At 36.6% G+C, this 13,811-nt stretch carries 13 protein-coding genes; 8 read left to right on the top strand and 5 right to left on the bottom strand.

Annotated features, from left to right (window positions below):
• Window positions 1-302: 302 nt before the first annotated feature.
• The 4 genes from tyrS to FcAc13_RS10245 all read right to left on the bottom strand — a co-directional run bounded on the left by tyrS (window position 303) and on the right by FcAc13_RS10245 (window position 5,487).
• Complete coding sequence (gene tyrS / locus FcAc13_RS10260) at window positions 303-1,574, bottom strand: tyrosine--tRNA ligase (protein ID WP_223064587.1); 1,272 nt, start codon at window positions 1,572-1,574, stop codon at window positions 303-305.
• A gap of 172 nt (window positions 1,575-1,746) precedes the next feature.
• A complete protein-coding gene (gene putP, locus FcAc13_RS10255; RefSeq protein ID WP_246415121.1) occupies window positions 1,747-3,234 on the bottom strand; it encodes a sodium/proline symporter PutP in 1,488 nt (495 codons plus the stop codon).
• Window positions 3,235-3,682: 448 nt separating this feature from the next.
• A complete protein-coding gene (locus FcAc13_RS10250; RefSeq protein ID WP_187756124.1) occupies window positions 3,683-4,495 on the bottom strand; it encodes a flagellin N-terminal helical domain-containing protein in 813 nt (270 codons plus the stop codon).
• 257 nt (window positions 4,496-4,752) lie between these two features.
• The gene (locus tag FcAc13_RS10245) at window positions 4,753-5,487 is read right to left on the bottom strand and encodes a LysR family transcriptional regulator (RefSeq protein ID WP_187756123.1); all 735 of its coding nucleotides are present in this window, start codon (window positions 5,485-5,487) and stop codon (window positions 4,753-4,755) included.
• A gap of 108 nt (window positions 5,488-5,595) precedes the next feature.
• Between FcAc13_RS10245 and FcAc13_RS10240 the strand changes: the two genes are divergently transcribed.
• The 4 genes from FcAc13_RS10240 to fliT all read left to right on the top strand — a co-directional run bounded on the left by FcAc13_RS10240 (window position 5,596) and on the right by fliT (window position 8,397).
• Window positions 5,596-6,120, top strand: coding sequence for a DUF4865 family protein (locus tag FcAc13_RS10240; RefSeq protein WP_187756122.1), 525 nt, complete (start codon window positions 5,596-5,598; stop codon window positions 6,118-6,120).
• A 98-nt stretch (window positions 6,121-6,218) separates the two neighbouring features.
• Window positions 6,219-7,649, top strand: a complete 1,431-nt coding sequence (gene fliD / locus FcAc13_RS10235; RefSeq protein ID WP_187756121.1) for a flagellar filament capping protein FliD — start codon at window positions 6,219-6,221, stop codon at window positions 7,647-7,649.
• Between the two features lie 10 nt (window positions 7,650-7,659).
• Window positions 7,660-8,037, top strand: coding sequence for a flagellar export chaperone FliS (gene fliS, locus FcAc13_RS10230; protein ID WP_187756120.1), 378 nt, complete (start codon window positions 7,660-7,662; stop codon window positions 8,035-8,037).
• Window positions 8,038-8,052: 15 nt separating this feature from the next.
• Entirely contained in the window at window positions 8,053-8,397 is a 345-nt protein-coding gene (gene fliT / locus FcAc13_RS10225; protein ID WP_187756119.1) for a flagellar protein FliT, read from the top strand.
• A gap of 71 nt (window positions 8,398-8,468) precedes the next feature.
• Here the strand turns inward: fliT and fliE are convergent, their stop codons facing one another.
• The gene (gene fliE, locus FcAc13_RS10220) at window positions 8,469-8,786 is read right to left on the bottom strand and encodes a flagellar hook-basal body complex protein FliE (RefSeq protein ID WP_187756118.1); all 318 of its coding nucleotides are present in this window, start codon (window positions 8,784-8,786) and stop codon (window positions 8,469-8,471) included.
• Between the two features lie 164 nt (window positions 8,787-8,950).
• Here fliE and fliF point away from each other — a divergent pair, with 164 nt between their 5' ends.
• Genes fliF through fliI form a run of 4 tightly spaced genes read left to right on the top strand, consistent with a single transcriptional unit; the run spans window position 8,951 to window position 13,805 of the window.
• Window positions 8,951-10,678, top strand: coding sequence for a flagellar basal-body MS-ring/collar protein FliF (gene fliF, locus FcAc13_RS10215; RefSeq protein WP_187756117.1), 1,728 nt, complete (start codon window positions 8,951-8,953; stop codon window positions 10,676-10,678).
• Window positions 10,675-11,673 carry a flagellar motor switch protein FliG gene (gene fliG / locus FcAc13_RS10210; protein ID WP_187756116.1) on the top strand — a complete coding sequence of 333 codons (999 nt, stop codon included), beginning with the start codon at window positions 10,675-10,677 and terminating at the stop codon, window positions 11,671-11,673. The genes fliF and fliG overlap by 4 nt, the downstream gene beginning before the upstream one ends.
• Window positions 11,666-12,424 (top strand): flagellar assembly protein FliH, encoded by a 759-nt coding sequence (locus tag FcAc13_RS10205; RefSeq protein ID WP_187756115.1) that lies wholly within the window; start codon window positions 11,666-11,668, stop codon window positions 12,422-12,424. The genes fliG and FcAc13_RS10205 overlap by 8 nt, the downstream gene beginning before the upstream one ends.
• 1 nt (window position 12,425) lies before the next feature.
• Window positions 12,426-13,805 (top strand): flagellar protein export ATPase FliI, encoded by a 1,380-nt coding sequence (gene fliI, locus FcAc13_RS10200; RefSeq protein ID WP_425499469.1) that lies wholly within the window; start codon window positions 12,426-12,428, stop codon window positions 13,803-13,805.
• Window positions 13,806-13,811: the final 6 nt, after the last annotated feature.

Genomic DNA, 13,811 nt, shown 5'->3' with positions numbered 1-13,811 from the left:
GTTTTGTTGTTTGATTTTGGTGATTATTCTCAGAAATGAGTATAATTTCAATGTTAGTGATAACAAAACTGTAAGCAATCACAGTACAACCTATCTATCTGCTAATATTCCGATCAATATTATTAATACACAAGTTAATGTATTAAAACGGTTCTATTATTAATTTAGCTATGATGGACGGATCATAGACTTTCCCTACCTGACGCGCAAATAACGCAACGCTATCATTAGCTGTATGCTCAAATATTTATTGCATCAAGAGGGGAAATATTTTCTTAATTCATTGTAATATAAGATTACATTTAGTTCCAAATTAATAGGCAATAATATTTTTTACCACGCCGTAATAATGTATAACGACCAAATAAACGATCGGCTTCGCTAAATTTATATTCGGCTACAGACTGCTTTTCTCCGTTGATTGAAATTGCATTAGATTCAATCATCGTTCTGGCTTGACCACGCGATGGTGCCAAGCCCGCATTAACTAATGCTTGTTGTAAATCGGCATCGACTGTTAACGTAACAGTTGGCATACCATCTTGTTCAAGTTGAGCAAAATCGTCTTGAGATAATGATTTGAGTGAGCCAGAGAATAAACTTTCAGTAATACGTTTGGCTGCGATCAAACCGGATTCGCCATGAACTAATTTAGTGACTTCTTCGGCCAAGACATACTGGGCGCGGGGCGCAACGCCACTATTTTTATCTTCTTCTTCCAATGCATCAATAGCTTCCAGAGGCATAAAAGTGAAGAATTTAAGGAAACGATACACATCAGCATCCGCCGTATTGATCCAAAATTGGTAGAATTTATAAGGGCTGGTTTTTTTCGGATCTAACCAAACCGCACCACTTTCAGTCTTACCAAATTTCGTTCCGTCAGATTTGGTAATTAAAGGAACCGTTAATCCGTATACTTGTTGCTGATTAAGGCGACGCGTTAAATCAATACCTGCAGTAATATTACCCCATTGATCAGAACCGCCTATTTGCAATATGACTTTATGCTGTTTATTTAAGCTTGCAAAATCATAAGATTGCAACAGACTATAAGAAAACTCGGTAAAAGAAATACCTTGATCTTCACGATCAATGCGTTGTTTAACTGATTCTTTAGCAATCATTTGATTAACGGAAAAGAATTTACCAACATCTCGCAGAAACGTTAGCACATTCATACCACCAAACCAGTCATAGTTATTGGCAACAATTGCAGCATTATCGCGACAGTTAAAGTCTAAGAATGGTGAAACTTGTTGCTTAATTTTATCTGCCCATTCTTGCACCGTATCTTGGGTATTGAGTTTGCGTTCAACTGCCTTAAAACTTGGATCGCCGATTAGTCCTGTTGCCCCACCTACTAATGCGACAGGTTTATGGCCGGCTAATTGAAAACGTTTTAAACACAGTAATGGTACTAAATGACCTAAATGCAGACTATCGGCAGTGGGATCAAAACCACAATACAAGGCAATTGGACCTTGCATCACTTGTTCGGTTAGCGCCGTTTCATCGGTAACTTGCGCGATTAGACCTCTTTCCTGAAGTTGTTTGATCACATTTATTGCCATAATATTACCTTGTATTTTGTATCCTATTTTCAGTTAAATGTTTATTTTACATTCATCATTTTTCGCGATGAGTATAACGCATTCTTGTAATATTGTCTTTTGTTGTCACATTTTTCTTTTATATGCATATCCGGCTTATTTTACCAACTAATTAATTAGTTATAAGCCGCATTCATTCTTTATTATGATAAAGTTTACTAGCCGTTTCAAAATGTGCTATTACATCTGCAGCTGGCTGTTTATCGAGTAAACTAACGAAGACAATTGTGATGGAAGCAAACACAAAGCCAGGAATCAATGAATAAAGATTGAACCATTCAAATTGAATCCACAACAGTACGGTGAGCGCACCGATCAACATCCCAGCTAAAGCACCGTTGCGGGTCATTCGTTTCCAAAAGACCGAGAAAATAATTAATGGTCCAAAGGCAGCGCCAAAACCAGCCCAAGCGTGACTCACCAGATTCAATACACTATTATTGGGATCGAGTGCCAATAAAATAGCGATGATTGCCACCAATAACACCATAAAACGCCCAATCCAGACTAATTCTTTTTGTTTTGCTTTTGGACGGATAAAAGCACGATATAAATCTTCAGTAATAGCACTAGAACAGACTAATAATTGACAACTAAGAGTACTCATAACTGCCGCTAAAATTGCAGCAAGTAGTACACCAGCCATCCACGGGTTAAACAGTAATTTGGAAAGCTCAATAAAAATACGCTCATGATTATCATTGCTTACTAAATAAGCATACTCAGGATGAGCAGAAAAATAGGCAATACCGAAAAATCCGACGGTGATTGCACCGACTAAACACAATACCATCCAGGTCATACTAATACGACGAGCATTCTTCATTACTTCGTGAGAATCGGCTGCCATAAAACGCGCTAAAATATGCGGTTGGCCAAAATAACCCAATCCCCAACCTAATAATGAAATAATAGTTATGATATCCATACCGGAAAATAGATTTAAATATTGTGGATTTAAATTTGCGATTGATGTGATTGTGTCACCAAAACTACCACACGAAATAATCACCATAATTGGAGTTAGAATTAAGGCAAACATCATCAAGCTGGCTTGCACTGTATCGGTCCAACTAACGGCTAAAAACCCCCCCACAAAAGTGTAAGCAATCGTTGCCCCCGCTCCAGCTAACATAGCCCAACCATAACTGAGACCAAAAGTACTTTGGAACAGTTTGGCACCAGCAACCACGCCCGAGGCACAATAAATAGTAAAGAAAACCAAAATAATAATCGCTGATATTAGACGTAGTAATGAACTTTTATCATTAAAACGACGTGCAAAATAATCAGGTAACGTTAAAGAATTATGATTCACTTCGGTAAAAACGCGTAAGCGCCCGGCAATCAATAACCAATTAAAATAAGCACCGATGATTAAGCCAATGGCTATCCAACTTTGTGAAATACCGAACAGGAACACCGCACCGGGTAAGCCCATTAATAGCCAACCACTCATATCGGAGGCTCCGGCAGATAATGCTGTGACAAAACTGCCAATTTTACGACCACCTAATACATAATCGCCAAAATTTTTAGTGGCATAAAAGGCAAATAGTCCGATTGCAATCATTCCTACTATATAGATAGCAAACGTGACAATCATAGGTAAAGACATCATGAGTTTATTCCAAAAAAATAGTTAGCTCGCAAGCTTATCATAAAATTATCTAAAGCCCAAAAAACAACGAATATGGTCAAGTAATTTATTGGTTAATCATAATATTAGGGGCAATTTTATAATTTAGATTCACGATTGAACTATAAACCTTATATCAAGCGATGGTGAAATGCTGGTTACTTTTAAATAAACGGTGGGATGAACTCAATATAAAAAGGGGAATAGTCATAATCAATATTCAAGTAGTGTTAGCAACGTATTGAGCGAAAAATCAGCCACTAACTGATGATCGTAAATCTTGATTGATGATGTGTTAAACAAACGCACTAATTTAACAAGTCGATAAATTTAAATGATAAAATATAAAAAAAGGGGCTAAAGTATAGCCCCAAATTTTAGTGAAGGTATTTAATCATACAAAATCACTACGTTCACTTTTGACGATTTATTATTGTAATAAAGACAATACAGATTGTGGTACTTGGTTAGCTTGGGCTAACACAGAAGTACCAGCTTGTTGAAGAATTTGACCACGCGTCATATTTGATACTTCGGTTGCATAGTCAGCGTCTTCAATTCGGCTACGTGCAGAACTTAAGTTATTAACGGTATTGTTGATGTTATTAACCGTTGATTCGAAACGATTTTGTACCGCACCAAGCTCACCACGTAATGAATCAATTTTAGAAAGCGCTGCGTCAAGCGTTTTTAATGGATCAGCAGTAGGTGTGTCTGATACGTTGAAACCAGCTAGGCCTAATTCAGTACTATCAATTTTTTTCAAATTGATTTCAATGGTTTCGCCATCATTTGCTCCCACTTGGATTTTTAAAGATTTATCTTGGGAAAGAACTTTAGAACCATTGAAATCAGTTTGTTTAGAAACACGATCTATTTCGTCTAAGCGTTGATCAATTTCGTTTTGAATTGATTCAAGATCGCTTTGTGAGTTAGTACCATTAGCTGCTTGAACCGTTAATTCACGGATACGTTGTACGTTATTATTGATTTCGTTCAATGCACCTTCCGTAGTTTGGGCAATTGAAATACCATCATTTGCGTTACGTGCAGCCTGTGTAAGACCTTTAATATTTGAAGAAAAACGGTTTGCAATTGCTTGACCAGCAGCATCATCTTTTGCACTATTGATACGCATACCAGAAGAAAGACGTTCAATTGCTGTTCCTAACACGCTTTGTGAATTGTTCAGGTTGTTTTTTGCCACCAAAGACATGGTATTGGTATTAATTACTTGTGCCATATTTATATCCTCTTAAATTGTTAAAATATTCAGCTTATTATTTGTGTATCATTAATTTTGCTGACAGTTAAGTTATCGGTAGGCATTTTTGAAACTTTAATTTTTTTTAAAAATTTATTCGGAATTTTAAGATAAATTTATTTGATAAATTACATTTAATTAATAAAATTAATTGGTTATGTTTTTTCAGATTGTGTTTTATAACAGAATGTCGCTTTAAAACTTACTCTTTACTGGCTAGTAATCGGTGCGAAGATTTAGCAATTATGTTTTAGAATATAATAATTGATAGGATAAATCGCCTGATCGACCATTGTTAAACCATCGTGGATTAAAAAATGTGGTAAAAACGCATAGCCACGACTGGTCTTTATTAACTGCAACAAATTATTCAATGAGTTTACAGTAATCAAGTGCATTGTAGCGTCACATTGTTCTAGGGTTAATGCTCTCAATGGGCAATTTACATCATCATTAACAAATATTGGTAAGTCAGTAATGTCTTTAACGGTTGGACTTTTTAAACAACAAACCGGTAAATGATGTTTTTCGAACAATTGATAATCTTTATGAGTCATCTTGGTAAAGCTGATCACATAATCATAATCGTCCTGTTGAATAAGCTGATTCATTTCATCGGTTCTTTTGATGGTGAATTGATGCGTGTCCAAAGAAAGTTGCTGCTTCTCAATTACAATATATCTAAATAATAATTCAGATATAAGTACTTTAGTTTGATGATTAATTAATGAAGCTTTTAAATCGCTAAATTGCTTTAATACTGTGGTAGCAAATACAAAGAATTGTTTGGCTGCAGGCGTTGGCGTTACGCCATCATATCCACGAACAAATAGCACCGTTTTTAATGTATATTCCATCTTTTTCAAGTGAGCGGTGATATTCGATTGACTTGAACCTAAAATTTTTGCTGTTTTATTTAATGAATTGGTCTCATAAATTGTTTTAAAAATTAAAAGCTCTTTAAAGTCCATTTAACTTAGTTGTTATCACATTTAATGATAACCTCATCTTAAATGAGAATTATTCATTAGTCAATTTAATCACTATACTAAAACTCCAACTAATTTAGGAGAAAAAATATGCCAGCCATGCAATATAAAATCAACTTACCGTCCGACTATGATATGAATATTATTAAAAAACGCATTAAAGATAATGGTCATAAAACTGATCGCTTTCCAGATCTTCTTTTCAAAGCCTACTTAATCACGGAAAAAGCAAATGGTAGTTTGACTAATAGTTATTGCCCACTTTATATCTGGCAAAAATCGACAAGTATGAACCACTTTATTTTTGATGGTTTTTTCGACAATATTCTTGATTCTTTTGGCTGGCAAACCATTAATATTGGTATTCCGTTACAAGTGGAGTTAACTGATGAATTTTCCCAAAGCCAATTTGTTTTAGAGGAATATCACGATATTGTGCCTCAGTCTAATTTAAAAAACTTTGTTTTTCAAACGACTGAATATCAGGATCAATTAGCTCGAGTCGTTATATATAATCCCGATAAATGGCAATATGTGAATTTTACCTTTTTTAAAAATAAACCACTAGTTACGGATAGAACCATTTATTCATTGCTGCATTTGTCATTGGGGTAAATCATCAAGCTATTTAAAAAGAGTAAAAAAATCCTAAACTTTTGCATGAAGCTGCCGATAAATCAATAAGCAAAATTTTGTCATGGGATGAGTTAGTTATGTCAATGAGTATATTAGGGATTGGTTCTGGTATCGATTTAAATGAAGTTTTAAGTCAGTTAGAAGCAGCCGAAAAGACCCGTTTAACACCAATTAAAACACAGCAAAAAGCAATTAATGCCAAAATCAGTGCCTTTGGTAAATTGAAAAGTGCACTGACAACGTTTAATTCAGCGACGGAAAAATTACAAAAAGCGGATCTTTTTCAGAGTCGCCAGATAACGGGTAGTGACAATTATTTTACCGCAAAAGCCAATAGTAAAGCTACTTTAGGTAATTACAGCGTGAAAATTGATCAACTTGCTACGGCTAATTCGGTAGCATCAACCGCGATCAACGATAAAACGACACTACTCGGTAACGCTGACGAATCCCGAACTATTACCATTGAACAAGCTAATGGTGAAAAACTCGAAATTACTCTAGGTAAAGATGAAACATCTTTAGAAGCTATTGCTAATGCTATCAACAACGGTAAAGTAAATGATGGCAATAGTGGCACAGGTTCATCCAGCATGAATGCAGCCATTGTACAATCGGGGTCAGGTAGTTATCAATTAGTGATCACATCGAAAGAAACCGGTGAACAAAATGCGATTACAGCTATCTCATCAACCGATGAAACATTAAATGGTTTAATCAGTTTCGATAGTCAAGATGCTCAAACCAGTGCAATGAGCGAAGTTACTCAAGCAAAAGATGCCAAGTTTAGTTTAAATGGTATTGCGGTCACGAGCGCCAGTAATACCGTTAAAGATGTGGTAACCGGCGTTGATATTACTTTAAAGGCAGTAACCGAAACAGAACAAAACTTAGCCATCGAAGCGGATAATTCACAAGCGCAAACAGCTATCAAAGAGTGGGTTGATGCGTATAATCAATTGCAATCTACTATGTCATCTTTAACCCAATTCACAGCGAATGATGCCAATTCTGCTGAATTAAATAGTAGCAATGGTCCATTAGTGGGAGATGCAACTTTACGTAATATTGATCAAAGTATTCGTTCAATTTTCTCGAAAGGTCAAGAAGGAGAAATCAGTGTACTGGCTCAAATTGGTATTAATATGGACAGTCATGGCACATTAACCATCAAAGAAAATGAACTCACCCAAGCTCTAAATAATCAAAGTGAAGCGGTGGCCGCATTGTTTGTAGGTGATGGCAAAACGACAGGTATCGCAAATGAAGTCTTTGCTAAAGTTAGCGGTTTTATTGACAGTGAAGGCACCATCGACACGGTAACCGATGGACTTAATAGCACCTTAAAATCATTGGAAAAACGTTACGATCAAGTTAATCAATCAATTGATCAAACGCTTGATCGTTATCGTACCCAATTTACTCAACTAGATGTATTAATTAGTTCGTTAGATAGTATGAGTAATTATTTAACCACCCAATTTGAAATGATGAAAAATCTGAAATAGGAGTGATTCGATGTATCAAGCCGGTTCAAAGGCTTATCAGCAAGTCAGTTTAGAAACCAGTGTTAATCAAGCTTCACCACATCAACTAATTGTGTTGTTGTTTGATGGTGCCCTTAACGCAATTAAATTGGCTAAATTATATTTAGAAAAAGGCAATATTGCTGGCAAAGGTGCGGCAATATCAAAAGCAATTAATATTATTGATAATGGTTTAAAAAGCTGTTTAGATATGGAAAAAGGTGGTGAAATTGCTGCTAATCTTGATAATCTTTATCATTATATCAGCCATCAATTAGTTTTAGCTAATTTACATAATGACTTAGAAAAATTGGTCAGTAGTTATGAACTACTTGATAATATTGCTCAATCTTGGCGTGAAATTGCTTAAATAACAGGAATGGAGATGAGTTTAACCGTATTAAAACAGTATCAGCAACTACAACAACTGATGCAAAACATGTCAACAGCAATACAGGATGACAATTGGTCAGCATTATCACGATTACAAAGCCAGTATATTGAGCTGGCTCAACATTTATCTTCACTTGATATGCTTACAATTATTAATACATTGGATTCACAGCAACAAATTAATTTAACTGCATGTTTTAATGAAACATTGTGTCAACAACAGCAATTAACCCAGCTAATGCGTGAGCAGTACAATAAAATTGGTCAATTAATTGGTAAAACGATCAATCAGCGAGGTCATATTCATAGCTATCAACAAGTTGCTTTATTATTTTAACCGTATGATCGCTCAGGAAAGCCTGAAGAAATAAAATTATGCGGGTTATTCGTTGCGCCGAGGCAAATCGGTTAAACATTCATATTCATGATTTCTTGATATGCCGCAACGAGTTTATTGCGCACCTGAATGCCAAATTGTAAAGAAACTACTGATTTTTGCATATCCACCATAACTTCATTTAAAGAGACACCTGATTCACCCATCTCAAACGCTTTAGCTTGGTTATGGGCATTAATCTGATTTTGACTTATGGCATCTAATGCTGAGGTTAATTCCGTTAGAAAACTGCCCTCAACGCTGGTTTGTGTTAATTTTGTGGTGTCGAGCGATTCGCTTACTTTAGTCAATGCAACATGATGATTGGTTGCGAAGGCATTGATTGTCATAAATATTCTCTTCTGGTCGGTTACGAAACTAATTTATCACAGTTAAATAGGCTTAATGCTGCTAACTAAGGCAAAAAAAATGTGCTTTTTTAGCTATTGATTTCCTCAAATGCTCAGATAATACAGGATGAAATTAGTCTAATGAGATCAGAATCAGGATAAATATGAATACCCAAACGGTAGGCAATAAAGGTGATCAGACGAATAATGCCTTATCCTTTATCACTAAATTGAAACAAAATCCTAAAATGCTACTGCTAATTAGTGGTGTTGTTATCATAGCCATTATCATGATGGCATTATTATGGCTAAAGGAAGAAAAATACGGTGTTTTATTCAGCAATATCAATGATAAAGATGGTGGTGAAATTGTTGGTCAACTAGAAAAAATGAATATCCCGTATCGGTTTTCATCGGGTGGTAGTACGATTCTTATTCCTGATAATAGAGTTTACGATACTCGTTTACGTTTAGCGCAACAGGGGTTACCCAAAGGTGGGGCAATTGGTTTTGAATTGCTCGATAAAGAACGGTTTGGTATGAGCCAATTTACTGAACAGATTAATTATCAGCGTGCACTGGAAGGTGAGTTATCCCGTACAATTGCTACGATTAACAGCATCGAAACCGCTAGAGTTCATCTGGCAATGCCTAAGTCGTCATTATTTGTACGTGAACGTAAACAACCATCTGCTTCTGTTACGCTAACTTTACATTCAGGAAGAACCTTATCCCAAGGTCAAATTGATGCTATTGTTCATTTGATTGCCAGTAGTGTGCCCGAAATGGTGGAAGATAAAGTAACCATTATTGATCAGTATGGTCATTTATTAACCGGCGAGCAACTACGTAATATAACATTAAATGCATCACAAATTGATTTTGCTGAACGAATTGAAAAACGGATTGGTGAACGAATTGTTAAAATTGTAAGTTCTGTGGTTGGCAAAAATAATGTCAATGTTCAAGTCACAGCCGATATTGATTTTAGTCGACAAGAATCCACAATGGAAACTTATGATCCGAATAGTGATATTGCGCATCAAACAATTCGTAGTAAGCATCAAGTGGAAAACCGTCAATCGGGTAGTGAAAAAGGTGTCGGAGGGGTACCAGGTGCATTATCGAATCAACCGGTACCTACGCCAGGTGCTCCTATTGATGGTGAACAAGATAAGACACTATCAGCCGAAACGGCAGAGAATCATAAATATAGTCAACAATTAAATAATACGCTCAATTTTGAAGTAAATCGTCATGTAGTGCATAGCCAAATCCCTGAAGGCAGAATCAAACGGTTATCAGTCGCTGTATTAGTCAATTATCAAGCGGTAGAAAAGGTATCAGAACCGAAAGAAGATGAAGAACTAGAGGAGTCAGATGAATCCGAAAAACCGTCACTGACCATAGAATATGAACAACTTGATGATGAAGTATTAAAAAATATTGAAGCATTAGCACGTCAAGCTATGGGGTATTCGCAGGCAAGAGGGGATACGTTAACAGTTGCTAACCTAAAATTTAATGATCAACCAGCAATAACTGATGAAACCATCGCTTTTTGGCAAACACCGGCCTTTTTTGAATTGATGAAAATGTTGTTGCAATATGGAATTTGGATACTAATGGGATGGTTAGCGTGGCGTAAAGTGCTTAGACCAATTTGGTCAAAATGGCAAAAACATATATTACCTAGTCAAGAAAGTAATAGTGATGTGGTAGATAGTTCAGAAGAGGAAAGTCATTTTAAAGCATACAGTAAGCAACAACAGAAAATTTTTGAAGATAGTATGCAACAACAACAGTATATCCGTGAAATGGTAAGCAAAGATCCTCGCGTATTAGCACTCATTATTCGCGGTTGGATGAATAAGGAGGGTGGTAATAAATGATACTTAGCGAATCACAAAAAGCCGCAACAATTTTAATGACTTTAGGTGAGGATTTAGCGGCAAAAGTACTTAGTTATTTAACACCAAAAGAAGTCCAACTGATTAGTAGCTCTATGGTCGCTATGCCGCAAATGTCGCAAGATCAACTGAAAATGGTGTTAGATGAATGTCAAAAAACGATAGAAGAGTGTGCAATTTTAAATATTAATACCAATGAATATTTGCGCAATATTTTAGAAAAATCGATTGGCAGTGAAAAAGCTAACCGTTTATTAGATGAATTATTAGCGACCAATAATGAACTGACATCAAATGGATTAGATATGCTCAATTATGTTGATGCAAACACTGCGGTCGATCTTGTTAAAAAAGAACATCCACAAATCATAGCAACGATTTTAGTGCATTTAAACCGTGATTTAGCAGCAGAAATTTTAAACCTATTTGATGATCAATTACGTAATGATGTCATGCTACGTATCGCGACTTTTGGTGGCGTAGAGCCTTCAGCATTACAAGTGCTTTCAGAATCGTTATCAACCTTATTACATGGTCAAAATATCAAACTCAATAATATGGGTGGTATCAGTACCGCAGCCGAAATCATCAACTTAATGAAGAGTCAACAAGAAGAGATGGTGATTAATGCATTACGTGAATACGATAATGATTTAGCACAAAAAATTATTGATGAAATGTTCTTGTTTGAAAATCTGGTGGAAGTGGATGACCGAAGTATTCAGCGTTTACTCAAAGATGTAGATAATGAAACACTTATCATTGCATTAAAAGGTGCTTCGAGTGTATTACGCGAGAAATTCTTAAACAATATGTCACAACGTGCTGCAGCTATTTTGCGAGAAGATTTGGAAAACCGACCGCCTGTCCGTATGTCACAAGTAGAAACTGAACAGAAAAATATTTTGGTTATTGCACGTCGGTTAGCGGAAAGCGGTGAAATGATTTTAAGTCGAGGAGATGATGAATATGTATAATCAAGCAAATTCCCCGCTTTGGCAACCATTAAGTTTTCAAGATTTTTCTGCCACGGTAAATTCAGCAGTATCAATAATAGCGGAAAACGATAGCGCGTTAATCAATCCAGACCAAGTTCCTACAACTGAAGGTCAAGTTGAAATTGCAATACATCCGAGTGATTTTGAGTTGGAACAATTAAAAGCTGCCATATCGGCGCAAGCTTATCAAGAAGGGCATGCTTTAGGTCAACAAGAAGGCTTTAATGTTGGACAACAATCAGGTTACGATGAGGGTTATCAAATTGGATTAAAGCAAGGTCTGCTTCAAGCTGAACAACAGATCAATGAAGAGAAAATGAAATTGGTTCAGTCAATGGCAAGTTTACTGGCTAATTTTCAATTGGCTTTAAATGGACTTGATGATTTGATTATTCCCAAATTAACTGATTTGGCTTTAGTTGCTGCACAAAAAATGGTCGGTGAGTTACCTAAAACAAAGTATAAACAGTTATCCTTAACCATTAAATCATTAATTCAGCAATTTCCACTATTGGTAGATCCGATTCAATTACATGTTAATCCAGAGGATATTGCTTGCGTTGAAACAATTCTAAGTAAAGAGCTAAATCATTACCACTGGCAATTAGTTGTAGATCCATTAATTGAACCAGGAGGATGTAAACTCATAACGGATAAAAATGAAGTTGATGCTACGTTAACCAGCAAATGGCAAACGATTACAGATGCTGTGAATAGGGAAAACACTTAAGGTGAGCTATATATCCCGTTGGACTGTTAAAATTGATCAATCAATCTGCCGATTACAATCTACGTCATTAATGCGAAATTATGGCCGATTGGTGAAGGCATCAGGACTTGTATTAGAGGCAACCGGATTAACATTACCACTGGGCGCAAGTTGCTTTGTGGAACGGCAGAGCCTACATAATATTGAAGCGGTAGAATGTGAGGTGGTTGGTTTTAATGCTAAAAATCTTTATCTTATGCCATTTGATGCCACAGATGGGATTTTATCAGGAGCTCGAGTTTATACCAATTACCATGAACAACAGCAAGGTAACCAAAAACTATTACCTGTTGGGATGGCGCTATTGGGGCGCGTAGTGGATGCTACCGGTAAACCTTTAGACGGTAAACCACTTCCCGAGCAGATAAAATATCAAGGTTTAACCAATAAAACACTTAATCCTTTACAACGAACGCCCATTCACCAGGTATTAGATGTTGGTGTTAGAGCAATTAATGCACTATTGACAGTTGGACAAGGGCAACGAATGGGGCTATTTGCTGGTTCGGGTGTCGGTAAAAGTGTCTTATTGGGTATGATGGCACGTTATACACAGGCAGATATTATTGTTGTGGGTTTAATTGGTGAACGTGGGCGTGAAGTTAAAGACTTTATTGAAAATATTCTAGGGGAGCAAGGGCTCGCTCGAGCTGTGGTAGTGGCAGCACCTGCTGACGTTTCACCTTTATTACGTTTACAAGGGGCGGCTTACGCTACCAAAATTGCCGAGGATTTCCGTGATCAAGGTTTTAATGTCTTATTAATTATGGATTCTTTGACACGTTATGCTATGGCACAACGAGAAATTGCTCTTGCTATCGGTGAACCGCCGGCAACCAAAGGTTATCCTCCATCAGTATTTGCCAAATTACCTGCCTTAGTTGAGCGAGCCGGTAATGATGCGCAAGGTAAAGGGTCTATTACTGCTTTTTATACTGTGCTAACCGAAGGTGATGATCAACAAGATCCGATTGCCGATTCTGCGCGTGCAATATTAGATGGGCATATTGTATTATCGCGAACACTTGCACAATCGGGTCATTATCCAGCAATTGATATTGAAGCATCGATTAGCCGGGTGATGACCGACCTGACCGCACCTGAAGATGAGCAAAAAGCCCGTTTATTTAAGCAACTATTTTCAAGTTATCAACGTAATCGCGATTTGATTAATGTTGGGGCGTATGCTGCTGGCAGTGACCCGCTATTAGATCAAGCCATTAAACTTTTCCCAACTCTGCAACAATTTTTACAACAAGGAATTCATGAACATTGTAGTTATCACGATGCTTATCAGCAACTTGCCCAAATTGTAGCACCGGTTTTAACTGATCAGAGGTAAAGCAAG

The organism is Frischella japonica (assembly GCF_014489845.1).
Classification (GTDB): Bacteria; Pseudomonadota; Gammaproteobacteria; order Enterobacterales; family Orbaceae; genus Frischella; species Frischella japonica.
Note: the sequence above shows the minus strand (reverse complement) of the source record. Positions and strands in the feature narration are given on the sequence as shown.